This window comes from Siphonobacter sp. SORGH_AS_1065 (genome assembly GCF_030818595.1).
Taxonomy (GTDB): Bacteria; Bacteroidota; Bacteroidia; order Cytophagales; family Spirosomataceae; genus Siphonobacter.
The window spans coordinates 876,389-902,995 of sequence record NZ_JAUTAM010000004.1 but is presented as its reverse complement, the minus strand read 5'-3'; the positions used below and the strand labels follow the sequence as shown (position 1 = coordinate 902,995).

Below are 26,607 nucleotides of genomic sequence, written 5' to 3'. Positions count from 1 at the left end.
TTGTATAATTGATGGTCAAAAGCATTAATAGCTTAATATTGTTCTGTATTAGTTATAGATAGCGATATTTTGTTGTGATGCTGTTCATTTCCCATTGATTTCCTCACCAATACTTCTTATGCGTAGAGTTCTATTACTAGCCGCATCGCTGGCGTGTTCGTTGCCTTCCTTTGCTCAGGGTCTTTCGGGAGTTACCAATGGCCTGCAAAAAATGCCTGGTTATCTCAATATGTACTGGGACGCCAAAAAGGGCAAAATGTATCTGGAAATTGATAAGCTGGATACCGAAATGCTTTTCCATACCACGCTCCCGGCGGGAGTAGGTTCCAATGATATTGGACTGGACCGTGGAAAAATGGGTGCTGCCAAAGTGATCAAGTTTCAGCGGACGGGACCGAAGGTATTAATGCTGGAGCAGAATTACGGGTATCGGGCCACTTCTGGTGAAAAAATGGAAGTTAGAGCCGTAGAGCAATCCTTTGCTCAGTCTGCCCTGTGGGGATTTGACGTGGCAGCTGAAGAAGGGAAATCCGTTTTAGTGGATGCCACCAGCTTCTTTCTGCGGGATGGTTACGAGGCGGCTTCAGCCATTGCCCGTACTAAGCAGGGTGTTTTTCGGGTCGATCCTACGCGTTGTGCTTTTTATCTGCCTTATACTAAAAACTTTCCCGAAAATACCGAAGTAGAAGTAACCATCACGCTAACGGGTGAGCAGGCAGGTTCTTTCCTTCGGGAAGTCGTACCTACCCCAAATGCAGTAACCGTTCGGGAACATTATTCCTTCATCAAGTTACCCGAGCCCGGTTATCAGCCTCGTGAATTTGACCCACGGGCGGGTATTAACTCCATCGATTACTTCGACTACTCGTCGCCTTTCAGCACGGCTATTGAGAAGCGGTACATTCGTCGTCACCGCTTGCAGAAGAAAAATCCAAACGCAGCCGTCTCGGAAGCCGTGAAGCCCATTGTCTATTACATGGACCCTGGTGCTCCCGAACCCATTCGCTCGGCGTTGATGGACGGGATTGCCTGGTGGAATCAGGCCTACGAAGCCGCAGGTTTCAAGAATGCCTTTCAGGTAAAAGTATTACCCGACTCGGCTGATCCGATGGATATTCGCTATAACCTTGTGCAATGGGTTCATCGCTCAACGCGGGGCTGGTCATACGGAGCAAGTGTGATTGATCCTCGCACGGGTGAGATTATTAAGGGAAAGGTAACGCTGGGTTCGCTTCGCGTTCGTCAGGATTATCTGATTGCGAACGGCTTAGTAGGAGAGTACGAAGGGGATAAACCCAGTAAGGAAGCTGAAGAAATGGCACTGGCTCGTCTGCGTCAGTTGGGAGCCCACGAAACGGGTCATACGCTGGGTCTACCTCATAACTATGCCTCTAACCATAATGATCGGGCGTCGGTAATGGACTACCCGCATCCGCTGGTTCGCATCATGGGTCAGAATAAATTAAGTCTGGCCGATGCCTATACCAAGGAAATTGGTGGCTGGGATAAAGTAGCCATCAACTACGCCTACCGCGAGTTTAAAACGAAAGAAGAAGAAAAAGCGGGTCTGAAGAAGATCATCGACGATTATATCGCCAAAGGTTTCTTATTTCTGAGCGATCAGGATGGACGTCCTGAAGGTTCGGCTCATCCCATTACACACTTGTGGGATAATGGTAAAAATTCAGTGGAAGAACTCAACCGCGTCATGCAGGTTCGCCGGATTGCTCTGACCAATTTCAGCGAAAAGAAAATTCCAATGAATGCTCCGATGGCGACACTGGAGGAAGCACTCGTGCCGATTTATCTTTTTCACCGGTATCAGATCGAAGCAGCCAGTAAAGTAGTGGGCGGCGTATTCTATACCTATGCCGTTCGTGGCGACAAGCAAAAAGTCATGGAATACGTTTCAGGCGATGAGCAACGCAAAGCTCTCGATGCCCTGATGGCGACGCTAAAACCCGAAGAACTGGTACTACCAGCCAACATCGTGAAGCTGATTCCGCCCCGTCCTTACGGATTTAACGAAAATTTCCGCGAAGTATTTAAAGATCGTACGGGCTTGACTTTTGATCCGCTGGCTCCCGCCGAAGCCGCGGCTAACATGACCCTTCGTTTGGTATTACAAGATGAACGGGCCGCTCGACTGATTGGTAACCATTCCATTGATTCATCCTTACCCGATTTCAGTGAAGTGGTAGACAAAGTAGTAGGAACAACCTGGAAGGCTCCCGTACAGGAGGGCTATGCAGGTGAGGTACAACGCGTAGTAAACGCGGCGGTGCTGGATCGGTTGTTACAGTTGGCGGCTAACAAAGATGCCGCTAGCCAAGTGCGGGCAGTAGCCTTACTGAAGCTAAAAGATCTAAAAGATTGGCTCGAGAAATCAGCTACTTCGGCTAAAGATGTCAACCAGAAAGCCCAGTATCTTTTCGCAGTTTCGCAAATTCAGCAATTCGAAGCGAGCCCCGAAACGGTCATTATTACGCCTCCCTCTAAAGAACCAGACGGAGCACCCATCGGTAGCTTTGACGAGTTTAGCTGTGAATGGTAATACTTTAGTTCTTGGTATTAAAAACAGTTATGATGGTTGATGGATGGGTTATTAGTCGTATGAAAGTTACTAATAATGAATTCATCAACCGTTTGTTATTACTAACTAAGATTCCCTGCCAACATGGCCCGGCCAACATTCTGCGGGCAGTCAACCACTTGCCCAACTTAAGGCTGGCAGAGGGTAAAAACCTAAAAAGAAAAACAAACAATCAACAACTATAAAACCACCATTTGAGCCGCCGCTGCCAGCTTTTTCGCTGGCAGCACTAGCTTAGGCTCTTAGAGAAAAAGAATTAAAGTTATCAATGGTTATAGTGATTCATATAAGTTATGGAGAATGAACCATTCGCTACCAGCAAAAGCCAGCAGTGGATGAAAACTAACACCCATCAACCCATAACTAAAAATCGCTAGTGCGGGTAAAACCTAACAACTAGGAACAACCCACCAACAACGATAAACACATCTTAACCAAACTACCTATGAAACGATCACTACTTTGTGGATTGGCCCTGTTGGGCTTAGGGCTGGGAAAAGTGGAAGCTCAAAGCAAAAAGAAAGCTCCCGAGGCTTCGGTAAATCTGCTGATTCCGGCTAAAAAACTGGAATCACTAAAGCAGGAATTGTTAGTGGAAATCGACAAGATGAAAGACTTTTCCGCCGAAATGAATGACATGGTTTTCAGTTTCGGGGAATTGGGTTTTCAGGAACACGAAACCTCTAAATACCTGACCGGGATTTTAGAAAAAAACGGGTTTACCATCCAGAGAGGCATCGGAGGCATTCCCACGGCCTGGACGGCCACCTGGGGAACGGGCAAACCTAAAATCGCGGTAGGCTCCGATATTGACTGTATTCCCAAAGCTTCGCAAAAACCCGGTGTAGCGTATCACGACCCCATCATCGAAGGTGCTCCTGGCCATGGAGAAGGGCATAACTCGGGTAATCCCTTGAACATTACCGCCGTTCTGGCCCTGAAGAAAATCATGGAACGGGAGAAAATTTCCGGCACCTTGATGCTCTGGCCGGGCGTTGCAGAAGAGCAGGTAGGAACAAAAGCATATTACATCCGAGACGGCTATTTCAAAGATGTAGATGCCTGTATTTTCACGCACGTCGGTAATAATCTGGGCGTAACGTATGGTGACGTAGGTAATAACGGATTAGTCTCGGTGAAGTTTAATTTTGAAGGAGCCGCCGCCCACGCCGCCGGTGCTCCCTGGCGGGGTCGCAGTGCTCTGGATGCCGTAGAGTTGATGAACATCGGCTGGAACTTCAAACGTGAACACTTATTACCCACTCAACGCTCACATTACGTCATTGTAGACGGTGGCGATCAGCCTAACGTGGTTCCGTCCAAAGCTTCGGTCTGGTATTACTTCCGCGAACGTAGTTATGATAAAATCAAGCAACTGTTTGACTACGGCGTGAAAATGGCCGAAGGAGCTTCCATCATGACCGATACTAAATACACTTATGAAATTCTGGGTTCGGCCTGGCCGGGGCACTTCAACAAGCCTATGGCGGAAGTAACCTTCCAAAACATCAAGCGGGTAGGGTTACCTACCTGGTCGACGGAAGATCAGACGTTGGCAAAAGCACTACAAGAGGAATTAATGTCACCGGAAAAAAATGGTTTAGCGACAAAAATTGATAGCACAATTGAGCCTCCCGCCGTATCTCTGGGCGGCGGCTCGGATGATATTGCCGACATTGCCTGGTCTATGCCGACGATTGTGCTGCGTTACCCTTCCAACATTCCGGGCTTACCCGGTCACCACTGGGCAAATGCCATTTCGATGGCTACCCCAATTGCTCATAAAGGCGTTACGGCGGGAGCGAAGGTAGAGGCCATGACCATTCTGGATTTACTGGTTAACCCTGATTTGATTAAAAAATCCTGGGATTACTATACCAACGTGCAAACCAAAGATATGAAATACGAGCCGCTGGTTCGGGAGACAGATAAGCCTGCCGTTCACCTAAACACGGAAATCATGGCGGAGTATCGCGAAAAAATGAAGAAGTATTACTACGATCCAAGCAAGTATAAATCGTATCTGGAGCAGTTAGGAATTAAGTATCCAACGGTGCGTCCCAAAGAGGAAAAACCCAAAGCAGAAAAGACCGGTAAAGAATAAATTAAATGAATACCCTAAAAGAGCCTCGCCCCGAGGCTCTTTTTTTATGAATACAATAATCTGAATGTTAGTGATTTAGCTCATCAGAATAAAATAATTATAAATAAATTGTTTAAAATTAAATTGTGTACAATATATTTGAACCACTTAATCATTATGGAACACCTGAAATTAGATAATCAGCTTTGCTTTCCGATTTACGCGGCTTCCCGGCTCATTACGTCGGTGTATCGTCCCATGTTGGAAGAATTGTCGCTGACGTATCCCCAATACCTGGTTTTGCTGGTCTTGTGGGAGAAAGAGTCCGCTACCGTTAAAGAATTGGGTGAAAAGCTTTGGCTGGACAGCGGAACACTGACCCCTCTACTTAAACGCATGCAGGAGAAAGAACTGGTGCTGCGGACGCGGGATAAAGCCGATGAACGGGTCGTGAACGTAACCCTGACGGAGGCTGGCAAGCAATTAAAAAACAAAGCATCTGATATTCCTAACCAGTTAATCAGTTGCATGAATATGGAAATTGAGCAGGCGGTACAATTACGTAATCAGCTTCAGGCCTTATTAACCAATCATTCGAATCCCATTTAATAGAAAACAAACGCCATGGAAAAATTGTATACAGCTCAGGCTACGGCCACGGGCGGCCGCAACGGTCAGGTTAAATCAAGTGATGGAGTGCTGGATATGGAAGTTCGCGTTCCCAAAGAAATGGGAGGTTCCGGTGGAGCTTACTCTAACCCTGAACAATTATTTGCAGCGGGTTACGCTGCGTGTTTTGATAGTGCATTAAATCTGATTATTCGCACTGGAAAAGTAAAAACAGGCACAACCACCGTTACGGCCGAAGTGAGTATCGGTAAAAACGATGCGGGAGGATTTGGTCTGGCGGTGACGCTGGATGTAACTATTCCGGGAGTAGATCAGGCTACGGCGGAAGCATTGGTGGAGAAGGCTCATCAGGTTTGCCCTTACTCAAATGCCACCCGTAACAATGTAGAAGTGACCTTACAGGTAACTGCCAGTTAAATAAACTTTATGCGTATAGAGTTTTGGGGTTGAGGGTCTTGAGTGAACCTCACCTAAGAAAAAGCCTCCTGCATTCTTTGCAGGAGGCTTTTTGTGGTATTAATGTTGTAGTAATGCTAAGGCTCGGTTGGCTACGGTTTCTGGGGTAATCCAGTCCAGACAGGCCAAATCCCCTCGAGCACAGGGTTTATTGCCAAAAACGGAACAAGGGCGGCAACTGAGCTCTTCCGTAGATACCTGTACCATATTTTCTTCTGATTGCATCCAGGGACCGAAACCCGCAAAAGGATGCGTGGCCCCCCAAATAGAAACCACGGGAACACCGTTCAGCGTAGCCAGGTGCATGTTGCTGGAATCCATGCAAATCATTAAATCAAGTTGATGGATAAGCGTTAATTCCCCCTGAAAGGACAACTTACCCGCTACCACCTTTGCCTGTGGAAACGCTTGCTCCAGGGTCCTTAACTGGGCGATTTCCACCTCACCACCGCCGAACAGAAAAATGCGAACGTTCTGTTGCTGGGTAATGAGCTCAAGCACTTTCTGCATGCGGTCAAAAGGCCACATTTTTTGTTTATGCTGAGCAAAAGGAGCTAGTCCAATCCATTGCATATCAGTAGATTTTGCCGGAATAGCCTGGTCCTGCAAAAACCGTTCTAATTCACCTTGAGCCGTTAATGAAAAATAGGGAGGTGCGGCTATCTGAGCTTTATAGCCTGCTTTCTCAAAGGTTTGCAAATACCTTTCAATGCTGTGAGGTAAGGGCTTCAATACCTTATTTTCAGGACGAGTCAGGGCTTTTTTATCGGATCGCCCTTTGTCGATAGTGGTAAAACGAACGCCTGAAAGAGCAAAAAATGATTTGAGGATGGACGTTCGCAGGTTCTGGTGCGTATCAATTACGTATTCAATCTCACCCCCTTTTTTCAAATCGCGGTAAAGCTGATACAGGCCCTTAATGCCTTTATGACGACCCTGTAAATCGGCAGGAAACACCTTCACACCAGCCATTCCTTCAAAGAAAGCCGCCAGTTTGGGACGGGTGACTACGGTTAATTGCCGATCGGGGTATTGCCGGGCAATGGCCTGTACAACCGGAGTTAACAGGGCCACATCGCCCATCGCCGAGAACCGAAAAATGATTAATTGTTTCATTCGCTAGCCATCACCCCGAGTAGGTACGCAGGACTTCGGCTTTGATAGATTAACTCGTTGTGAAATTATTTCTGCTGGTATAGCACCGGGTTCAGAGCCGGATCATTATACATTTTCATCTGACGATAAACCTTCATATACCGATTGCCTTCCCGAATATCTTCCAAAAGCTCATCGAAACAGCTTGCTAAATCCTGTTCCTGTTCAAGTAAAAGCTGAAGCTTCTGTTTTGCCTTTGCAATATGTTCTTCCGACGCATCCGAGCGTTCGGCCTGTTCGCGGAAGTGGTAAATCTTAAGCTGAAGAATGGACATCCGATCCAGTAACCAGGCGGGCGTTTCAGAATTCAGGCGAGCGTTTGGTTTTCGGGCAATTTCTCCGAAAAAAGCCATAAACCAGTCATCCATTTTTTCCACCATATCCGTCCGATCCTGATTCGAGGCGTCAATACGGCGTTTAATACCCACTAGTTCAGCGGGATTGATATGAGGATCACGAATCAAATCTTCCAGATGCCACTGAACGGTGTCGATCCAGTTTTTATGATAGAGGTAGGACTCAATCGTGCCTGAATCGTAGGGGTTATTTAAAGGAGTATCAACGTGGTCCGTGCGATGGTAATCATTTATACTCTGACGGAAAATGTCGTTAGCTAATGGAGCATTCATGCAGTAAAACTTTCCACAAAAATATTGAAAAGAACTAACTACGAACCAATATATAGATATAGATCGGCACGAAAACGTCAGATTCAACTGATTCCTAGCTATTAGGAATGCGGATAGAGGAATTTTCTGACCAGTTTGGATGAAGGGACTAGTAACAAAAGCGGACTGGCGAAATGGAGTGCTCCCGAGTAGTGTCTCACTTCTGGAGCTTGTCCATTTCGCCAGTCCGCTTTTTACTTTTTAGCTTTCTTATAGAGTGGAACTGTACTACAGGGTTCGCCAAACATAAGCGTTTGAACCACGGGGCGAAGTTTGCGGGTAATTTCCACGTAAGCTGAAATCGGGACGGGATAGGTACTGCAACCTTTCACTACCACACGAGCTCCTTCGTAGTCTTGTGGATTAATCTGAGATAGGGCATCCTGAAAAAGTCGGTCTTCCAGAGCCTGTAAATCCCCGAAAACAAATTGATGAGCGTAAGGCTCTAAATGCACGGCCAGCAACATGTAGGCCCAGGTGGGAACAATCGCATCTGCCGAGCAGATAATAGCTACGTTTTTATCAGCGTACTGACTCCAGTCATGGTTCTTCAGAAATTCGCGGAAATCCTTTTCGCGAAGAATGGCTTCCATAAAAAGGTTATCCTTCAGATCGTAGATAATCCGCTCTCCCTGATGGTAATATTCTTCCAGATCCAGGCTCTTGATGCCCGAATTAGCTACCCGATTAATGATTTCCGGCGTTTCCATCTGACCTTGGAATGATTATAATTTTGGTTTGGGCTTGGTACCCATAAATTCTTTTAAATAATAAGGCTCAAACGTAATCAGGTCCTCAAATTGCTGACGCTGAAATGCATCCGTTGCCAGGTATCCGACTGTTTTAGCCGAAGGATAAATCAATTGAGATGGAAATAACGCATGGGCCTGTTGGGCTAACGCCGGTTTGCACTTGGCGGCTCCATCTCCAAAGAATACAACGGGTCGCTCCTTTAAAAGTTCCTCGAAACTACGTTCGTCGATAATTTCAGCGGCTGTTTCTCGTAGACATTCCAGACTGACGGACTGGTAATGGGCACAATATACTTCCATGCGACGAGCATCAATCATGGGGCATAAGACGTGCGATTCCGGATAAAAATCGCGTAACTGAGCTGCCATGGCTTGAAGGGTATCAATGGCAATAAGCGGTTTGTCGAGAGCGAAGCATAACCCTTTGGCCGTGGACACGCCAATACGTAACCCTGTGTAGGAGCCTGGTCCTTTGGCTACGGCGATGGCGTCTAGATCAGCCAGTGAAAAGCCGGCTTGTGTTACGATATGGTCCAGCAGGGTCGTGAGCATGGACGAATGCGTCTTTTCCGTAAGGAGTTCATAGCATCCTAGTAATTCACGGTTCTGGTGAAGAGCAACCGAACAAACCTGCGTTGACGTGTCTAGTGAAAGAATAAGCATGCTGCAAAATTACAGTAGCCGGGGGCTTGAACATACTAGTCGCCAGCAAAGAAATATGGATTAGGCTAAAACGGCGGTATAAAATGGGTTTTAATTGTCAATCATCTAATTCATAGGTTTTATACCCGTTGTGCGTATAACCATTCCATCAGGATAAAGGCATGAAACAAGACTAAATCTAAACCTTTCCCCTCGCAAAACTTTCGAATAGGCTGATCATTTTGATGTAAAATACAGCGATTAGCTGTCCAAACGCCCGCCAGCCATCTCCGATTTTGTTTATATGCACAACGGGTAGGTTTTATAATTTTTCCGTTAAAGTATGTTTTTACATAGATTATCTATTGAGTTTTGTTAGTTTTGAGTCGAACCATTTGGTTTTGAAATGAATCACTACTTTTTTGGTAAGTACTTTTGTCTACTATTCCATGGTCAGTTATTTTACATTTTTACAAAAAAAAATAGGATACAAGCGTAGCAAATTGAGAAAAAACTTGTAATGTTGCAGAACAAATGACACAGCTTGAGACCGGAATACACCATCGCCTAGGATGGAGGATATTAGAAAATCAAATTGTACTATTCATTTAGGTATTAATTCGAATTGATCGCCCTCAGGGCATTCATAATAATCTCACTCGATCTCGCTGCGTCTGCAGATCGGGTATAACGTGGGTTGGATAGACGCCGCTCTCCGATTCGGGTTTCTCGGATCGGAGACTTTATTTTTAGAGGATTCATTAATTTCCTACAAGAGGCCTTTCCGCTAGGGAAAGCCTTTTTTTATGTTGAATAGCAAAAACGTAGCTTTCTTCGCAAGCCCGTTTTATGACATTACTTAATCTCTTTACAGCATGATTACCTGGAATGAATTTGAGGCCGTGGAAATCAGAGTGGGTACTATCATTCAAGTAGAAGGCTTTCCCAAAGCCCGCAAACCTGCCTACCAGTTACTCATTGATTTTGGCCCGGAAATTGGCGAAAAACGTTCTTCAGCTCAAATTACAGCTTTGTATACGAAAGAAGAATTGGTAGGTAAACAGGTAATCGCGGTGACAAATTTCCCGCCTCGGCAGATTGCTAACTTTTTCTCCGAAGTGCTCGTAACCGGTTTTGCGGATGAGCAGGGGAATATTGTACTTTCCCAACCTGAACGTATAGTTCCTAACGGCACGAGACTGATCTAGGAAAACAAGGGGAGCGGGCGTTTATTACCGTCCTTGTTTAAACATACCTCGACAAATAAAATATCTTTTGTGATGAAGAAAACGATTGTGTTATACCTGAGTCTGGTACTGATCGCTTTTGCGAGTCAGGCTCAGTCGAAAGACGAGACAGCAGTAGCCGAAGCCGTAGAACAACTCAAAGCGGCGATGATCAAAGGGGATAAACGTGCCCTAAACGCCATCACCAACAACCAATTGAATTATGGACATTCCAGCGGTATCGTGGAAGATAAGGCGGCGTTTGTTAATAATTTGACGAATGGAAATTCTGTTTTCAAGTCCATTACCCTGACTGATCAAACCATTACGATTGTGGGTAATACGGCCTTGGTAAGGCATATTCTTACTGGCGAAACGGCCAACAAAGGTCAGGCAGGCCAGGTGAAAATTGGGGTATTACTGACCTGGATAAAGGAAAAAGGGAAATGGGTATTGCTGGGTAGACAGGCGTATAAAGTTAGTTGAGGGTTGTCATGTGCAATCGATATAGAAAAGCGGTCCTGAAACTAAGTTTCAGGACCGCTTTATTTTATTGAACAGTAAGCGAAGTAAAGCAAAAGATGGTTAACTAACGATTAATGCCAATTACATCCTAGCTGTTTTAAGTCTAAAAGAAGACAATTGGAATAGTTAAGGATCAAAGGTACCTACCCATTGACCCCGTATACATTTCAGTGGAAAAGCTTTTGGGTAATTCTGTCTATAATTAAGCGGCTTGGGTACTTTCGTTGATCAGAATTTCGTTCCAGTTCACAATATCGAATTGATTTTCTGAATTGATTTTTTGCATGGTTTGGTCGAAAATACTTTGCAATACAGGCATTTGTTGATTTAGATAATCTGTGAAAATCGTATCCGAAAAGTTATGCACATTTCCGATAATCAAGTTCTCATTAAACCCATACGCTACCGGAATGATACGGCCTCGTTCGTCTACCACAATCGTATCCAGCACATCCGAAAGTCGGGGATTTTTGGGCGTACCCGCGGCAAACATATTCACGATTTCGGGAAACGTTCGTATGTACTCCCGGTGAAGTAAATCCAGCTGTACCAGCATACGGTTGGCGTATTTCGACTTGATGTAATGACTTAGAATAAAAATCTGATGAGCCAGCGTATCGTCAATTTTGTGACCGGATAACTTTTCGCCTGCCCGTCCGGCCATTTCCAGTGGGTGCAGTTGCAACAGTTGAGCTCCCTGCTCATACGCAAAATCGGCCAGCCAGATTAATGACGACCAGCTTTCGGGCGTGACCGTATGAATAAATCCAAAGGGTTTGTTGTGTTGTTTCAATACCTCGACACCTTCGAGCATTTTATCGAATGCTCCCTGTTGGCCCCGTATGAAATCATGCAGATCTGCGGGACCATCGATGCTTACGGCTACGATATCGGCATGTTTCAAAATTCGCCGGGCCCGATCGGTTTTTAGCAACATGCCATTAGTAGCAATGCCCGTATTAAATCCTTCTGCCTGGGCAAATGCCAGCACTTCTTCCAGATGTGTATACATGAACGGTTCCCCGCCTGATACGGAAATGGTATTGAAGCCTTCATGACGAGCATACGCCAAAAAACGGCTGAGAGCTGCCGGGTCGAGCATTTCTTTCAGGTGCGGAGACGAGGAAGAATAGCAGTGTAGACACGTCAGATTGCATTTCCGGGTTGGATGAATCTGAATGGTTCTGAACCGGACCGACATAGGCCGGTCCGGTTCAGAACGTTGTGAAACGTTGTTAGTCGTCATTTGCTACATTTTTAATGTAAGCTGGAAACGATAGAGGTCAGGTGACAGGATACCAATTGGGAAAACATCAAATCTATTTAAGCCATTGATTTTAAATGCATCTCCAAGTTTCGGAATCATGTCTGGAGGAAATTGACCTTTAATAAAGACTCTGTCAAATCGGATTTTCCCTTTCGGAAAGGCTTCGTGGATATCGAACCCCATTTTCCGCATTTCCACGATTGAACCGGAAGCCGAACGTAAAAACTCTTTGTCGAACTCGGCGTGTGAAAGCCGTTTGAGGAGAGCGGTCTCAAAATTTTTTACATCTTCCATTGTAAAGGTTGATTAAAAGGTAGTCCCTGATAGAGGACGGCAGGGGTTCCGTATGAAACAACCTGATGATTATTTCTATAGGTTAGTCGAAGAAAAAATTTAACGGGAAACAGAGTGGTTGCTCTTTTAGAAACAAAAATTAAGAGTTTAGTTATTCCTTATTAGAAATGCGAAAAGGAAGAGCCCTCCCTTCGTTCGTGATGACAGATTCTTATTCAACATCTGCCGTCAGTCACAGACTGACATTCATCTGAGCTTAAATAAGATGAAACCAACGGTTTTAGGTACTAATTGGGATTATAAATCCCTGACAGATGGCTTTCGGATTACAAATCCGAAAGAGCGTAGAAATTGGGGTATTACTGACCTGGATAAAGGAAAAAGGGAAATGGGTATTGCTGGATAGACAGGCGTATAAAGTTAGTTGAGGGTTGTCATGTGCAATCGATATAGAAAAGCGGTCCTGAAACCTAGTTTCAGGACCGCTCTATTTTATTGAATAGTAAGCGAAGTAAAGCAAAAGATGGTTAACTCCTCATTACAACACGCCCATTTTACCCAGTTGATAATCCGTAATGGCCTGTTGAATTTCTTCGTAGGTGTTCATCACAAAAGGCCCGTGTGCTACAACAGGTTCGTTTAAAGGCTCTGCAGAACCAATCAGAATGCGGGAATCGCTGGTGGCTTCCACCGTAATTTCATCACCATCGTTAGCGAATTGTACTAAAGAACGGTTATTGACTTCCCGGCCATTCACGATGATTGAACCATTGAGTAGGTAAAACAAAATGTTCTGTTGGGCGGGAATAGTTCGGGTAAAAGAGCCACCCGTTTGCAGACTTACATTCGCAAGGGAAAGGTCAATGAGCGGTTGAATTGGGCCTTTTATGCCATTCCATTCTCCAGAAATAACGGCTACTGAGCCTTTATCAACAGAGGCTAAGGGAATGTCCTGTTCCTGTAAACCCGTGTAGTTCGGTTTCACCATTTTATAACGAGCGGGCAAATTCGTCCAAAGCTGGATTAACTCAACAGGGCCACCCGATTCGAGAAATTCCTCTGAGGATTCTTCGGCGTGAACCAGTCCGCTTCCCGTTGTCATCCATTGAACGCCCCCTTTTTTTATCGTACTGGCAAAGCCGCTGCTATCCCGGTGTTGTACATCGCCTTCGTAAATGAAAGTAACTGTTTCAAAACCCCGGTGAGGGTGAGGCGAAAAAGGAAGTCCATTGTTATGAGCCGGAAATACCTGCGGACCGTGGTGGTGCAATAACAGAAAAGGATCAATCTGATCAAGTCCCGCGGCTGGAAGTGGCTGATGCATCGTCAGCGGACCCATGGGTCGAGGCTGAGGATGAATGATTTTATGGATGGATCGTAAGGTCATGATTAAAATGTATGTATATACATATATATCAAAATTTGATGGTTTTTAGTTCAAAAGGCTAAGCTTATTTTGTGAATGGGGTAATGCGAATTGGTCATGTAGAGGGAAAGGTTTTTGCATATCAAGTTTCTGACATTTTTAGTAAAATCCTCCCTATGCATTCGCATCCAAGACCTTCGTATTTACACTCGGCAGAGCTGAGTAACTGTAGATTAGGTAGAGACGCGACTTCATCGCGTCTGGGTAGAGGCTGCTTTTGTTACGATTGAAATGGATCTTTATTCCCCGAGTAGACGCGATGAAGTCGCGTCTCTACATTACAGAAAAACACATCTACTTGTAGTTGATCGGCTTTGCCGAGTAACGAAATAGCTATAGGTCTCTGGCCGGGTGGTATTAAAAGACCTTTGGGACAAGTAAGTACTTGGTCACCTATATTTATTCGCGAAAGACGGCCAGAGGCCTACAACTAGGTGGTCACTCGGCAAAGCCGAGCGACTGCGGAGCGAAGGCGGGTATTATGTTGATAGTAAAAGCTTAGGCAATTTTATAGAGTATGAAAATAATTTTAGAAACCAATAGGCTACTAATGAGGGAATGGGATGCAAGCGATGCCGTAAATTTTTATCGATTAAATCTTAACCCCAACGTCATAAAATATACAGGAAATTCAGCATTCGCGAGTATAGAGGAAGCTCAGGAATTTCTTGAAAACTATAAGGACTATGAAATAAATGGTTTTGGAAGATGGGCGGTGATTCACAAATCAACCCATGCATTTCTAGGCTGGTGTGGACTTAAGTATGATAGAAGTTTAGGAGAAACGGATATTGGTTTCAGGTTTTTTGAAGAGCACTGGAATAAGGGGTATGCTACCGAAAGTGCAAAGGCCTGTATTCACTATGGGTTTAATGCGTTAAAACTAAAAACGATTATTGGACGAGCTAGGGTAGAAAATATCGCTTCCATCAAAGTGCTGGAGAAGGTGGGCCTTGCCTTTGTGAAAGAGTTTGATTTTGACCAATCGAACAAAGGGGTGATCTATAAAATTGAAAGCGATCTGAGGTAAATTTTATTCTTATCGTCCCGGCTGAATTACAATCCGAAAGCCATCTGGGCTTTGAAACCTTAGGCATCTCAAACAATAAAGGCGACTCACAGAGTCGCCTTTATTACTTTATTTTTTTAGTGCATTCCACAAAATTTCCGCTGGGTGCAGGGCTTTGCGGCCCGTTCCGTCGTGGATTTGGTGGCGGCAACTGGTACCGGCTGCGGCGATGATTACTTCTTCGGGCTGTTTTCGAATCGTTGGAAATAAAACCAGCTCGCCAATTTTCATCGAAACGTCAAAATGCTCGGCTTCGTAACCGAAACTACCTGCCATGCCACAGCAACCCGAAGGAATCAATTGTACTTCGTAGTTGGCCGGTAAGGACAGGATTTTCTTACTCGGCACGAGCGAACTCATCGCTTTCTGCTGGCAGTGCCCATGCAGTTTAATGAGTCGTTTTTCGGTTGTGAACTGGTCGGCTTTGATGCGTTTCGCGTCCAGCTCCTGAGCCAGAAACTCTTCAAAGGTGTACACGTGAGAAGCAATGGCTTTGGCATCGTTTACCAGATCGTCGTCCACCAGATCAGGATATTCATCCCGGAAGGTAAGAATCGCAGAAGGTTCAACACCCACCAGTGGCGTTTCCTGGGTAATAAGCGTGCGAAGCAGTCGAACGTTGCGGTTGGCTACTTCCTTGGCCATTTTCAGTAATCCTTTCGATAACTGAGGCCGTCCCGATTGCATATTTTCGCCGGGAAGCATCACGTTATAACCCAGTCGTTCAAAGAGTTGTACGACTTTCTTACCTACTTCAACGTCATTATAATTAGTAAATTCGTCCGCGAACAAGTAGAAGCTCCGGCCCTGCGAGTTTTTCGATTTCCCTTCTTTGTTCCACCAGTTGGTAAAGGTCTGTTTGGCCAGTAATGGCATCGTCCGGTCGGGATGGAAGCCTACCATCCGGTTAGCGACGCGTCTAAGAGCAGGGGTATCAAAAATGCCGTTGTAGGCCCAGGGAGCCAAACTTGCCAGCTTATTAAGGGAGGTAAAGTTTGCTACCAGTCGGGAACGCAGCGGAATACCTTTCTCCTCATAGTAATGTTGCAGAAATTCCATTTTAAGCTTAGCCATGTCCACATTGGAAGGACATTCAGCCTTGCAACCTTTACAAAGCAGACACAAATCCAGTACTTCCTTGATTTCCTCATGGGCGAAGCGATTGGTTTGCGTAGAGTTGGTTAAAAATTCCCGGAGAATATTGGCCCGTGCCCGCGTGGTTTCCTTTTCGTTTCGCGTTGCCATGAAACTAGGGCACATGGTACCTCCGCTTAGCTCGGTCTTGCGACAATCACCCGAGCCGTTGCATTGCTCAGCATGTTGCAAAACATTCTGATTCTGATACCGGAAAAAGGTTTTGAACTCCGGTGTTTCCTGACCAGGTTCGTACCGCAGGAAGGTATCCATGGGAGGCGTATCCACGACCTTGCCGGGATTGAAAATGTTCTCTGGATCCCACATACGCTTTACCTCTTTCATTAAAGCGTAATTCTTATCACCCACCATCCAGGAAATAAACTCGCCCCGCAGACGACCGTCGCCGTGTTCACCCGAAAGCGAACCGTCGTATTTCTTTACCAGTCGGGCAATCTCTTCGGCAATTAAGCGAAATTGCTGATTTCCCTCTTTCGTTTTTAGGTTAATGATGGGCCGTAAGTGAATCTCACCCGAACCTGCGTGAGCATAGTGTACGGCACTCATGTTATTCTGAGCCAGAATTTCATTGAAATCCCGAATAAAATCGGGTAGATCATGAATATCCACCGTGGTATCTTCAATCACGGCTACGGCTTTTTCGTCGCCGGGCAGGTTGGATAACAAGCCTAATCCAGCTTTACGCAAAGTCCAGATTTTACCGGTATCCGCACCAAAAAGGATAGGGAAGTGGTAACCCAGATGGGCCGCCTTCATTTCCGCTTCCATTCGGGCGGCTACTTCCAGTACTTCTTCCTGCGTTTCCCGACGGAATTCAACGACCAGAATTGCTCCCGGATCACCCTGTACGAAGAAACGGTTTTTACTCTGTTCGATGTTTTCCTTGGTACACTCCAGAATATAGTGATCAATCAGCTCACTCGCCGAAGGCTTGTACTGCATGGCGATGATGTTCGCCCGCAGAGCTTCATCCACCGAATGAAAGTGCACACAAACCAGTCCGGCTTCTTTGGGAGGCAGCGGGTTAATATGCAGTTTGATTTCCGTTAGAAAACAGAGCGTTCCTTCCGAACCTGCAATCAGTTGACAGAAGTTGAAATCCATGCCGCCGGGCGTGAAAGGCTCACAATTCAGGAGCATATCCAGGGCATAACCCGTATTCCGGCGTTCGATGCTGGGTTTAGGGAAGTTCTTCCGAATTTCCTGCTGATTATCTGGATTCGAAAGGATATCGAAAGTCTGACGGTAAATGTTCGCTTCCAGAGAATTGGAAAGGCCTTCAACCGCATTACTTTTCTTCAATAAAGACTGAATGAACGGACTTTGAGAAGCCTGGGAACCAAAGGTAGCTTCCGAGCCGTCGGCCAGAAGGGCTTTAACTTCCATCACGTGCTCCCGCGTGGAACCGTAAACCACGGAGTTAGAACCGCAGGAGTTATTCCCTACCATTCCTCCAATCATGGCCCGGTTGGCCGTAGAGGTTTCGGGGCCGAATAAAAATCCGTAGGGTTTCAGAAAAAGGTTCAGTTCATCGCGAACGACGCCGGGGTTGCACCCGCACCCAACCTTCCTGTGGATTTATTTCCAGGATTTTAGTAAAATATTTGGAAACGTCTACCACGATACCCGCTCCAACTACCTGACCCGCCAGTGAGGTTCCGGCGGTACGGGGAATGAGCGAAGTGCGATGCTGACGGGCAAAAGCGATAAGGATTTTTAGATCTTCCTGCGTTTTAGGAAGGGCCACCGCCGTTGGAAATTCCCGGTACGCTGAAGCATCAGTAGCGTAAAGCGTACGCATGGTTTCGTCGTAGTAGAATTCGCCTTCGAGTTGGGTGGCAAGGTCACGGAGAGCTTCGGTCGGAACTGAGGACTTCGTAATTAATCGATCCGTTGCTGTAGTCATGATTCGTTTTATTGCTTCGGGGCTACAAAGGTAACCGATCGGGTGAATAGTTTACGGTATTACCATTTTCAGTTTTTGCTTTTTACAAAAGATTATTTGGAGATGGTTTTCTTTTGAAGCCACGGATAAACTCTATTGCAGAGACGCGATTGATCGCTTCTGGTTAAGGTAATGAAGGGATTAACGTTACTGCGGGATGATAAATCCCTGACAGATTTGCTTTCGGATTGCAAATCCGAAAGAGCGGAATAAATCCGAACCAGTATACCCCTGTCGGTCATCTCGAACGAAGTGAGAGACCTTATGGGTAAGAGGTGTATGTTTCTTTTAGACAATTTCTCTGAGAACGAGGGAAGGTCCTTCGCTCTGAGTGACAGGGAGTGTAGATTAGAAAACGCGGACGAACGAAAATCAATAATACGTAAGGGGCAGTTACTGGGGCGTGACATTCGGATATCCTCGGTTGATAACCCGGGAAATGCTGGCAAAAAAATAGTCCCAGACCTTACGGCCCAGGACTATCATGAGAGAACAGCTGCATACCTACCACGTTTTACTCGTTCATAAAAAATTAGTTTACTGCAATCGTACGAGAAGGTTGATCCGTGCTGATGACGAAGTCTTTTTTCAGTTTTGTTTCTCCGTCAGATACTTCAATGGAGTAAGTCCCATCGGCCAGGCTGGCTACGTCAAAACGACGGGCGTAACCTTTTGCATTCTTCGTAATATTTTCATTAAAGAGAATTTCACCTTTACCGTTGCGGAGCGTTACATTCAGTTTTTTACCCTGAACTTTTTCCAACAGGAAGTTTACTTTACCTTCTTTGCCTTTGAAGACATTAACGGCGTAAGAGGCTTTAGCGGTTTCTTTAGGATCTTCCAGAGAAGCAGCGTTTACGCTAACGAAAGAAAGAGCAACAAGAGCAGCAACGAAGATGGATTTGATTGAAGTTTTCATGGCTTTTATAAATTGATACTGGTTTGACAAAAAGGTTCGTGTTATGTTTTTAGAATTTCATGGCTTTATCAATTTCGGGTGTTTTGCCCTGATTGATGATTCAAAGATAATGGACTGGAAGGTACTATGTAATACAAAGTAGTATGTGTGGCTATCTAGTGTGATGAATGGTAGTATTCGTTTACTAACTCAAGCCTTACTTTTCGTTTGAATTACGTACCAATGATGCGATGGAAACGGCCAGCGTTGCAAGCAAAAGGCTTTTTTATCTAAATCGAGGATGAACGGATGATTAATCGGGATGAAAGGCAAATGGACCTTTGAATCTTCTCAATAGCCAATAATTTCTTGGTTGAGTCAAGAAAAAAGAAGAAAAATGAATGTTACCCGAAGGTTAATCTTTCGTGAAAAATGAAGGAAGTGGAGGTCTGAGCTCCGCTATTATCCGTAGATTTTAGTCGCTCGACCGAATAAAACGCGGGGATCGTTTGATTGAGCCAGCGGTTTGTTCTAATTTGGAAACACAGCCGGAAAACAACCGAACCTTAACCTCTAGTAGTACATGGCATATCCAGAACAAGCCGGAGACGATCCTTTAAAGCAAGCTCAGAAGGAGGCCGCTTTAGCCAAAGCAAAAGCCGAACGGATTGAAGCGGAAAAGCAAATGGCCGAAGGCGAACGAGCCATTCGGCAGGCCCGGCGAGACCTGGCACTGGAAGAAACAGTAGCTGCTCAAGTGGGTAAACTGAAATCCCTCACTAGCCTGACGGAAACTCCGGCAACGCCCGTTACCCTTCCTAGTGGGGGCTTGACCGTCGGTGAAGGGGTCGTTTTCCCGCAAATACTGGATTCCGTTAATCAGCAACTGCGAAGCCTGATTCAGCAATGGCTCGGCGATCAGGTAAATCTTCAGTCGTCACAGCTCATTATTTATCAGGAGCAGGATGCCTGGGCTGTTCATCACTATCGCCTGTTGCTGGATCAGATCCAATCACTTCATAAAGCATCTGAACAAGTTTTTCAGCGTACCCAACAAATCATCCGACGGGCGAATGCCTGGCTGGAAAACCAACCCTTAGCTGAGTCGCAAAACGTAGGAATTGGGTTGATTGCTGTACCCGCTCTGGCCAGCGGAATTGTCAAATCGGTCGCCGATCTGGTGCAGTTATTTAAAAAGGAGGTAGACATTCGCAGTCAGTCTTCCTTACTAACGGAAGAGGACGCGGTGGCATTACTGCAAAAAGAAGCCTTAAGGGCCGGATTAAAGCTGGAAATTTACTACCCGAAGTTATACCCCGTCTATAAAACCGGAGTGACTTCACCTTTTGTAGAACAGTGGCATTCGTTAGCTCAATCGCTTCAATTGGCGGCAGAAGCAGCGGAGGCTGTGCCGGGGTTGCTGGAACGTCTGCACACCTGGGCTGATACGGATGAAAGAAAGTTTCGCCTGCAACAACTTACCCAAGAATGGAACGACTTGCAGGCCGCTTTGACGGTTATCCAGACCACTCATGTTCAACTGAAGCAGGAGGGAACTAGGGAAAACGCCTTTATGATTCAACCGCTGGAACAGTTGTCCCAGTTACTAATGAATAACTCAGCCTATCACCTTCGTTTGCAGGTGAGTTCGAAGGGAGCATATCAGATTACCAAGCGACTCTGGTGGAATGCAGAGATTGAGTATCATGCCTCGGTGGAATTGAATTATATGCTGTTTCAGTCGGATGGGCAATTAATCCGAGCGGATAAACTAAGCAGCCGGGCTTCATTTACCTGAGTTTGATTAGACTATGTTTGATGTAGTTTGATAACGTTTGCCAAGCAAAGTCCAATCAAACGTCAAACCTTTAATCAAACTCTCGAACTTTTCTATCAAACGCGTTACTCAAACTTCCTCAAACCATTAAGTAAGTACCTCAAACCATTTCAACCCAGAGTAATGGATTATCAGAAAGCAGTTGAAGCTAAAAATCTTTTATCGGGTCAATTACTGGCCTCTCAACATAAAATTATCAGAGCTTTTGGGCTGGAGTCCGTTTTAGAGACGAGTCATAACCTGATGCAACCACCGGCCATTGCAGGGATCGGTATTGGGCGGGACGGACTTGATGATTACCACATGCGGATTCTGTTACAAAAGCCTTTATCCGCAGAAGAAGTAAAAGCTCTCATGCAGGTGCTGGAGGTAGAAGAGACCGATTTGCGACTCGTAGCTACTGACCGCATCAGGGCTTTAAACGGCCCTATTCAAACCCGTCAGCGACCTTTGCCTTACGGTATTTCTATCGGCCACAATCAGGTTTCGGCGGGTACACTGGGAGGGGTGGTTTATGACGAAGGCAAACCGTTCTGGCTGAGTAATAACCACGTCTTTGCCAATGGAAATGAAGCCACGCCGGGAGATGCAATCTGGCAACCCGGCAGTCGGGATGGCGGGACAGCGAAAGATCAGGTAGCTAAACTGGCCCGATTTGTGCCTATTGACTTTTCGGGTTCTAATGAAGTAGACGCAGCTTTGGCAGAACCTTTGGATAATTCATTGATTTCCACTACCTTTCCTCCATCGAATCCGGCTTTGCCTGCCATTACGGGCATTACCGTCCCTACGTACGGGATGGAAGTCGTGAAATACGGTCGAACGACGGGTTTTACGAAAGGAAAAATTGTTTCGTTAACCACGGATTTACCCGTAAGTTTCGGGCACAAACAGGCCTATTTCATTGACCAACTGGAGATTGAAAGTGAAAACGGTAGTTCGTTCTCACAACCAGGCGATTCCGGTTCACTTATTTTACAGGCTGGAACGGGATTAGTGGTTGGTTTGTTATTCGCCGGAGACGGGAATCTGACTTTCGCCAATCCGATTGCCCAGGTCCTGAAAGCTTTGAACGTTACATTCGGATAATGCTATGAAAATGAGTACGGTAGGTGAAATAAAAAAAGAACTTTCCCGGCAACTCTGTGACAAACAGGAGTTTCTAGGGGTTTCGATTCGGCGGGAGAACGAAAAAGAATACATTCTCATCCGAGTCAGAAGTTTCGGTGCGGAATGGGAAAAACGAATTCCTTCCGAAATCGATGGCGTACGAATTAAGCTGGAAAAAGGAAATCCGGCTCAGGCTTATGCCTTGAAATAGCGTTGTTAGGTCATCGTTGCTTGTTGTTAGGCAATAAAAAAACGACAACTTTTTTGCTGCCGTTTTTGCTAATAAAGTATTCTTCTGCGAAGGTTACCGCGTTCCGGTTAATGTATTAATTTCTGCAACGGCCAGTCGATACGCCAGTTGAGCCGAGTATAAATCCTGTTCTGCTTTCGCCAGATTTACTTTTGATTCCAGTAAATCTTTCTCCAGTTTTAATCCCGCCTCCCGGGCGTTTGTTTTCATCCGTACTTCTTCCCGGCGTAACGTAACCGCTTGATTGGCTACTGTGATTAACCGCTGCGATTGCGTGATTTTCCGATACGCTTTACCAATTTTTGCGGCTACATCCTCTTGTGTATATGCCAGGTATTCTTCGGCCTGTTTTTTCTGAGAAAGTCGCTGATTCTCCTGCGATTTGCGTTTGCCAAAATCATAAATATCCCAACTGAGGTTCAGGCCCAGAAAGTAATTATTATTGGGTAAATCAGAAACCACATTCTGATACGTATATCCGCCTACTACGCCAATGTTGGGTAACTTATCCTTCTTGGCGGCTTCCAGCCCATAGTTCACTTTCTCAATCGTCTGATTCGCCAGTTTTACGTCCGGGTTGGCATTTTTTGCTTCCTGCTGATACGCTTCGAGCGTTTGGATGGAAACAGGTTCCACGTGTACATCCGCCAGCTTAAAGGAGGTGGTATCCTGCACACCCAGTACATTTCTTAAATCGGCTGCGTAATCTTCCATCTGGTTTATAATCTGCACGACTTTTTGTTGCTGGTTGGCTAACTCGGCCTGCAAACCTACCTTGTAGACTTCATCCGTTTTGCCCGCCAGTAACGCACTTTCAACATCGTATAACTTAGCCTGCGTCAGCTGCACATTCGCGTTGGCTTCGTCGAGTTGTTTCTGGGCAATAAGCATTCCGTAATAGAGCTTTTCAACCCCTTGTAATACTTCCAGCTCGGCCTTGCTTACCTGCGTTTCTGCGATGCGGACATCGGCTTCGGCGGCTTTAACGCCTACTTTGATTTTGCCCAATTGGCTAATGGGCTGATAGGCCGCTACCGATCCCAGTAAGAGGTTATGTTTGCCTTTGAACAGCGGGATGTTCTGCTGGGGAAGATACGTGCCGCCCACCTGCCCGAAGGCTCCCATCGGAAGTTCCAGGTCTTTTTTGATTCCGTTGAAAAGGTAAGTCCCCGAAGCCAGAAACATGGGTTTGTTCTTGGTTTTGGCTTCCAGCACTTTCAACTCGTTTTCTTTAACTTTCTCTCTTTGAATGCCTACCAGACGGTTGCTTTGCAGGGCCATCCGTTTGGCCTGATCCAGGGTAAGGGCCTCCTGAGCCTGAGCGTAAAAACTACTCATCAGCAGAAGACTATAAAAAAGAACCTTTTTCATGACGTTCAGGTCTTGTTTTCTTTGAAAAACCTGCCGAATGCCTTTTCGCTTCGGCAGGCTGTTGGGTTGAAATATTAGGCGTGATTTCCTTCCAGAATGTACTTTTTATCCTTCGGTTTAATCATCTTGACGTAGAGAACGGGCACGGTTAATAAGGCCATAATCATGGACCAGACTACCCCCACGGCAATCACACTGGCTAGTGGACTCCACATCGGTGACCCCGAAAGAATCATGGGTAATACCCCAATGGCTGCGGCCATTGCCGTCAGGAAAATGGGGCGTAACCGTCGTTTCCCGGATTCGGCGGCGGCGGTAGGAATGTCCATGCCGTGCTTGAGTAATTCGTTGGTATGATCGACGAGGATAATCGCGTTCCGAACCACAATTCCCGAAAGGCTAATGAGCCCAACGAAAGCCGTAAAACCGAAGTTATTATGGGTGAGGAATAGACCCAGAACCGCTCCGAACAGACTCAGCGGAATAGTTAACATCACCAGCAGAGCTTCCTTGATATTGCGGAATTGGAATAGCAGAATCAGAAAAATCAGCACAATACTAATGGCCATGACTACCACCATCTGACTAAAGGTTTCTTTCTGGCCTTCAAATTCACCGCCGTACTCGATGCGATACCCGGCGGGTAACTTCAGGTTATCAATTTTCGGACGAACGGATTTCAGCAGCTCCGAGGGCAAAAGGTTATTCGCCGTTTCACTCTGAACCGTTAGTGTTCGAACCCCATTGCGGTGCATGATGCGGCCCGTTTGCCAGGCGGGTTGTAAGTCTGCAATCTGACGCAGTGGAACGCTGGCTCCCGTTACCGGCGAGGGCAGATACGTATTCTGTAAATCATCGAAGTTGCGACGATTGGCTTCATCCAGCCGAACTACTAAATCAACGGGGGTATTTCCCTCGTACATCGTCGTTACCGGAGCTCCATTAAAACCCGCGTAAACCGTTTGAGCAATGCTGGATGTCGTAAATCCGAGTCGGCTGGCTTCGCCTTTCAGGTTAATGTTTACGCCGTAATAATCCTCCATGAAATCGGTGCGAATCATGGCACTGCCGGGCGTACTGCGAATGATACTATCTACCTGCAAACCGATGGATTTCAGCGTATTCAGATCATCGCCTACAATCCGAACCTCGATGGGAGCTTTCGTAACCGTTCCCTGCTGCATGAGTTTTACCTGAGGGCGGCCTTCAGGAACCAGAGCGTCTACCTGTTTGGAAAGATCCGCCGCCAGACTTTGCGTGGTTGGGATATCCTTGGTATTGATCAGAATCTGAGCGTAGTTGGTAACAGGAACCTCGGGTGAGAAGTTATAGTAAAACCGGGGAGCACTCGTGCCCGTAAAGGTCGCGTAACTCGTCACCCGATCCTCTTTTTTGATTACACTTTCAATCTTCTCAATCGCCGATTTGGTCTTATCCAATTGGGTTCCCGTGGGCATCCAGAGTTCTACTACAAACTGGTTACGTTCAGCAGCGGGGAAGAATTTCTGACGAATCTGCGTGAATAATAGCCCCGCCAGAGCAACCGTTACCAAACTTCCCACAATGGTAATACCCGAGTGACGCATGCACCAGTCAATCGCCTGATTATAGCCATTTTGCATCCGGTCGAGTAAGGAAGTACGTTTTTTCTTATTCGCCTCCGAAGGATCGTGCAAGCCTTTTTTAATGAAGGTATAGCACAACAGCGGTGTTAAAATCATGGCGACAATAAACGAGGCCGCCAGGGCAATAGCTACGGTAATGGGCAGAGCAAAAATGAATTCACCAACCGAACCCGACAGAATAACCATGGGCATGAAGGATGCAATAATGGTAATCGTGGCCGCCAATACGGGGATGACCAGATCACTCGCACTTCGCCAGGCTGCCGTCCAGCGATCTACGCCTTCGTCTAGCAGTTCTACGTAGTTGTCCGCAATAACAATGGCATCATCCACCACCATTCCTAATACCACAATCAAAGCCGCCAGTGATACCTGATGTAGTTCGATTCCGAAGGCATGTAATAAGGCAAACGTGACGGCTACCGTCATGGGAATGGCCATGGCGGCTACCGTGGCAATGCGGAAGGGTAACAGCAAAATCACTACAATTACGACGGAAACAATCGCCAGGAAAAACTCCCGAATGAAGTGTCCCACGTTTTCATCGACCAGATGCGGCTGGTTAACGATAGTCGTGATTTTTACTTCGGATGGTAATAACTTCTGGACGGCTTCCAACTGAGCTTGCACTTCATCGCCGAACTTCACAATGTTATTTCCCTCGTGCATTTCAACGGCCAGCATCAGGGCTTTATGGCCATTCACGGTCGTGGTGCTGGTGGGGTCCTGATATTGGCGGGTAATGGTCGCGACGTCACCCAGACGAATCACTTCCCCCGTTTTGGAGGTACCGATGATCTGGCTGGCAATCTGACTTTCCGTATTATAAATACCGTTGGCGTAAAGGGGTACTTCGGCGGTGCCTGTTTTTACATTACCCGTAGGACCAATGGCATTCTGCGATTTCAGAACGTTCATGACCTGCGTAAAGGGAATGCCGTATTGAGCCAGTTTTTCCGAATTACTGGTGATGAGAATCTGCTCTTTCTGCTCGCCAATGCGTTTAATTTTAGAAACGGCTGGAAGCGTTCGGATCTGATCTTCCACTTTTTGCGTGTAGCTTTTCAGTTCATTGTAAGAAGCTTTATCCGATTCAATTCCAATGACCAAGGCTTCTGTATCTCCAAAATCAGAGTTAACAATCGGGCCACGTACGCCTTCGGGTAGGGATAAACTTTTGGCAATCAGTAACTCGTGGCGAAGTTTACTCCAGAAAATATCGGGGTCTTTGACCTTATCTTCCAGTTCGACGTTAATGACAACGGCTCCGTCGCGGGTCGTGGAAAAGGTTTTTGACTTTTTAACTTCCTCAAATTGAAAAAGATACTGTTCTAGTTTTTTAGTTACCTGATCTTCCACCTGAGCCGAGTTAGCTCCGGGATAATAGGCCAGCACCAGACCCGTACGAATGGTAATTTTAGGATCTTCACGCCGGGGCATGGTCAGGAGGGAATGCACGCCGACGGCAAAGACCATCAGTAGCACCGTCAGGGTGACCTGCGAATATTTTAGCGATGATTTAACAAAATTCATGACTATAGGAGACCGATTGAAAAGATCAGATCAATCGTATTAAATCGGTCTTTTAAGAAGATGAAACAAAACAACGATTGAGATTATACGGCCTAAG

General features: G+C 46.0%; 20 protein-coding genes and 1 pseudogene. 10 read left to right on the top strand and 11 right to left on the bottom strand.

The features are described 5' to 3' along the window. Window positions 1-118 precede the first annotated feature (118 nt). From QE390_RS04480 to QE390_RS04465, 4 genes are all read left to right on the top strand, one after another. The gene (locus QE390_RS04480) at window positions 119-2,554 is read left to right on the top strand and encodes a zinc-dependent metalloprotease (protein ID WP_307141259.1); all 2,436 of its coding nucleotides are present in this window, start codon (window positions 119-121) and stop codon (window positions 2,552-2,554) included. A gap of 484 nt (window positions 2,555-3,038) precedes the next feature. Next, the gene (locus QE390_RS04475; RefSeq protein ID WP_106637748.1) at window positions 3,039-4,697 is read left to right on the top strand and encodes an amidohydrolase; all 1,659 of its coding nucleotides are present in this window, start codon (window positions 3,039-3,041) and stop codon (window positions 4,695-4,697) included. A gap of 150 nt (window positions 4,698-4,847) precedes the next feature. Further along, window positions 4,848-5,285 carry a MarR family winged helix-turn-helix transcriptional regulator gene (locus QE390_RS04470; RefSeq protein ID WP_373424555.1) on the top strand — a complete coding sequence of 146 codons (438 nt, stop codon included), beginning with the start codon at window positions 4,848-4,850 and terminating at the stop codon, window positions 5,283-5,285. A gap of 15 nt (window positions 5,286-5,300) precedes the next feature. Further along, window positions 5,301-5,723, top strand: coding sequence for an organic hydroperoxide resistance protein (locus QE390_RS04465; RefSeq protein WP_307141257.1), 423 nt, complete (start codon window positions 5,301-5,303; stop codon window positions 5,721-5,723). A gap of 99 nt (window positions 5,724-5,822) precedes the next feature. Here QE390_RS04465 and QE390_RS04460 read toward each other — a convergent pair whose 3' ends face one another. The 4 genes from QE390_RS04460 to tsaB all read right to left on the bottom strand — a co-directional run bounded on the left by QE390_RS04460 (window position 5,823) and on the right by tsaB (window position 9,000). After that, window positions 5,823-6,878: a glycosyltransferase family 9 protein gene (locus QE390_RS04460; RefSeq protein WP_307141256.1), complete on the bottom strand. Its 1,056-nt coding sequence runs from the start codon at window positions 6,876-6,878 to the stop codon at window positions 5,823-5,825. Between the two features lie 65 nt (window positions 6,879-6,943). Continuing rightward, window positions 6,944-7,546, bottom strand: a complete 603-nt coding sequence (locus QE390_RS04455) for a DUF4254 domain-containing protein (RefSeq protein WP_307141255.1) — start codon at window positions 7,544-7,546, stop codon at window positions 6,944-6,946. 233 nt (window positions 7,547-7,779) lie between these two features. Beyond that, window positions 7,780-8,295, bottom strand: coding sequence for a DUF2480 family protein (locus tag QE390_RS04450; protein WP_106637753.1), 516 nt, complete (start codon window positions 8,293-8,295; stop codon window positions 7,780-7,782). 15 nt (window positions 8,296-8,310) lie between these two features. Then, window positions 8,311-9,000 carry a tRNA (adenosine(37)-N6)-threonylcarbamoyltransferase complex dimerization subunit type 1 TsaB gene (gene tsaB, locus QE390_RS04445; RefSeq protein WP_106637754.1) on the bottom strand — a complete coding sequence of 230 codons (690 nt, stop codon included), beginning with the start codon at window positions 8,998-9,000 and terminating at the stop codon, window positions 8,311-8,313. Window positions 9,001-9,854: 854 nt separating this feature from the next. On the opposite strand from tsaB, the gene QE390_RS04440 reads away from it, so the two are divergent. Continuing rightward, window positions 9,855-10,187, top strand: coding sequence for a tRNA-binding protein (locus QE390_RS04440; protein WP_307141254.1), 333 nt, complete (start codon window positions 9,855-9,857; stop codon window positions 10,185-10,187). A gap of 72 nt (window positions 10,188-10,259) precedes the next feature. Then, window positions 10,260-10,691, top strand: a complete 432-nt coding sequence (locus QE390_RS04435; protein ID WP_307141253.1) for a nuclear transport factor 2 family protein — start codon at window positions 10,260-10,262, stop codon at window positions 10,689-10,691. A gap of 241 nt (window positions 10,692-10,932) precedes the next feature. Here QE390_RS04435 and QE390_RS04430 read toward each other — a convergent pair whose 3' ends face one another. From QE390_RS04430 to QE390_RS04420, 3 genes are all read right to left on the bottom strand, one after another. Next, the gene (locus tag QE390_RS04430) at window positions 10,933-11,931 is read right to left on the bottom strand and encodes a radical SAM protein (RefSeq protein WP_307141252.1); all 999 of its coding nucleotides are present in this window, start codon (window positions 11,929-11,931) and stop codon (window positions 10,933-10,935) included. A gap of 48 nt (window positions 11,932-11,979) precedes the next feature. Then, a complete protein-coding gene (locus QE390_RS04425; protein WP_307141251.1) occupies window positions 11,980-12,291 on the bottom strand; it encodes a hypothetical protein in 312 nt (103 codons plus the stop codon). 538 nt (window positions 12,292-12,829) lie between these two features. Then, entirely contained in the window at window positions 12,830-13,678 is an 849-nt protein-coding gene (locus QE390_RS04420; RefSeq protein ID WP_307141250.1) for a pirin family protein, read from the bottom strand. Window positions 13,679-14,234: 556 nt separating this feature from the next. On the opposite strand from QE390_RS04420, the gene QE390_RS04415 reads away from it, so the two are divergent. Further along, a complete protein-coding gene (locus QE390_RS04415; protein WP_307141249.1) occupies window positions 14,235-14,747 on the top strand; it encodes a GNAT family N-acetyltransferase in 513 nt (170 codons plus the stop codon). Between the two features lie 108 nt (window positions 14,748-14,855). Here QE390_RS04415 and QE390_RS04410 read toward each other — a convergent pair. Together QE390_RS04410 and QE390_RS04405 are read right to left on the bottom strand one after the other, a co-directional pair. Beyond that, window positions 14,856-17,847: pseudogene (locus QE390_RS04410) on the bottom strand (FAD-binding and (Fe-S)-binding domain-containing protein). A gap of 571 nt (window positions 17,848-18,418) precedes the next feature. After that, the gene (locus QE390_RS04405; protein ID WP_307141248.1) at window positions 18,419-18,805 is read right to left on the bottom strand and encodes a hypothetical protein; all 387 of its coding nucleotides are present in this window, start codon (window positions 18,803-18,805) and stop codon (window positions 18,419-18,421) included. 562 nt (window positions 18,806-19,367) lie between these two features. Between QE390_RS04405 and QE390_RS04400 the strand changes: the two genes are divergently transcribed. From QE390_RS04400 to QE390_RS04390, 3 genes are all read left to right on the top strand, one after another. Next, window positions 19,368-20,582, top strand: coding sequence for a hypothetical protein (locus QE390_RS04400; RefSeq protein ID WP_307141247.1), 1,215 nt, complete (start codon window positions 19,368-19,370; stop codon window positions 20,580-20,582). Window positions 20,583-20,744: 162 nt separating this feature from the next. Further along, on the top strand, window positions 20,745-21,710 hold the full coding sequence (locus QE390_RS04395) for a hypothetical protein (RefSeq protein WP_106637762.1): 966 nt from the start codon (window positions 20,745-20,747) through the stop codon (window positions 21,708-21,710). 4 nt (window positions 21,711-21,714) lie between these two features. Next, complete coding sequence (locus QE390_RS04390; RefSeq protein ID WP_106637763.1) at window positions 21,715-21,942, top strand: hypothetical protein; 228 nt, start codon at window positions 21,715-21,717, stop codon at window positions 21,940-21,942. Window positions 21,943-22,035: 93 nt separating this feature from the next. Here QE390_RS04390 and QE390_RS04385 read toward each other — a convergent pair whose 3' ends face one another. After that, window positions 22,036-23,352, bottom strand: a complete 1,317-nt coding sequence (locus QE390_RS04385; RefSeq protein WP_307141246.1) for a TolC family protein — start codon at window positions 23,350-23,352, stop codon at window positions 22,036-22,038. 74 nt (window positions 23,353-23,426) lie between these two features. Beyond that, complete coding sequence (locus QE390_RS04380; RefSeq protein WP_106637765.1) at window positions 23,427-26,510, bottom strand: efflux RND transporter permease subunit; 3,084 nt, start codon at window positions 26,508-26,510, stop codon at window positions 23,427-23,429. Window positions 26,511-26,607: the final 97 nt, after the last annotated feature.

Coding starts and splice junctions, on each gene's coding strand:
- QE390_RS04450 (WP_106637753.1), bottom strand. CDS start 8,295: ATGGAAACGCCGGAAATCATTAATCGGGTAGCTAATTCGGGCATCAAG.
- tsaB (WP_106637754.1), bottom strand. CDS start 9,000: ATGCTTATTCTTTCACTAGACACGTCAACGCAGGTTTGTTCGGTTGCT.
- QE390_RS04425 (WP_307141251.1), bottom strand. CDS start 12,291: ATGGAAGATGTAAAAAATTTTGAGACCGCTCTCCTCAAACGGCTTTCA.
- QE390_RS04430 (WP_307141252.1), bottom strand. CDS start 11,931: ATGTCGGTCCGGTTCAGAACCATTCAGATTCATCCAACCCGGAAATGC.
- QE390_RS04395 (WP_106637762.1), top strand. CDS start 20,745: ATGGATTATCAGAAAGCAGTTGAAGCTAAAAATCTTTTATCGGGTCAA.
- QE390_RS04405 (WP_307141248.1), bottom strand. CDS start 18,805: ATGAAAACTTCAATCAAATCCATCTTCGTTGCTGCTCTTGTTGCTCTT.
- QE390_RS04420 (WP_307141250.1), bottom strand. CDS start 13,678: ATGACCTTACGATCCATCCATAAAATCATTCATCCTCAGCCTCGACCC.
- QE390_RS04455 (WP_307141255.1), bottom strand. CDS start 7,546: ATGAATGCTCCATTAGCTAACGACATTTTCCGTCAGAGTATAAATGAT.
- QE390_RS04440 (WP_307141254.1), top strand. CDS start 9,855: ATGATTACCTGGAATGAATTTGAGGCCGTGGAAATCAGAGTGGGTACT.
- QE390_RS04480 (WP_307141259.1), top strand. CDS start 119: ATGCGTAGAGTTCTATTACTAGCCGCATCGCTGGCGTGTTCGTTGCCT.
- QE390_RS04385 (WP_307141246.1), bottom strand. CDS start 23,352: ATGAAAAAGGTTCTTTTTTATAGTCTTCTGCTGATGAGTAGTTTTTAC.
- QE390_RS04465 (WP_307141257.1), top strand. CDS start 5,301: ATGGAAAAATTGTATACAGCTCAGGCTACGGCCACGGGCGGCCGCAAC.
- QE390_RS04435 (WP_307141253.1), top strand. CDS start 10,260: ATGAAGAAAACGATTGTGTTATACCTGAGTCTGGTACTGATCGCTTTT.
- QE390_RS04400 (WP_307141247.1), top strand. CDS start 19,368: ATGGCATATCCAGAACAAGCCGGAGACGATCCTTTAAAGCAAGCTCAG.
- QE390_RS04475 (WP_106637748.1), top strand. CDS start 3,039: ATGAAACGATCACTACTTTGTGGATTGGCCCTGTTGGGCTTAGGGCTG.
- QE390_RS04390 (WP_106637763.1), top strand. CDS start 21,715: ATGAAAATGAGTACGGTAGGTGAAATAAAAAAAGAACTTTCCCGGCAA.
- QE390_RS04460 (WP_307141256.1), bottom strand. CDS start 6,878: ATGAAACAATTAATCATTTTTCGGTTCTCGGCGATGGGCGATGTGGCC.
- QE390_RS04415 (WP_307141249.1), top strand. CDS start 14,235: ATGAAAATAATTTTAGAAACCAATAGGCTACTAATGAGGGAATGGGAT.
- QE390_RS04380 (WP_106637765.1), bottom strand. CDS start 26,510: ATGAATTTTGTTAAATCATCGCTAAAATATTCGCAGGTCACCCTGACG.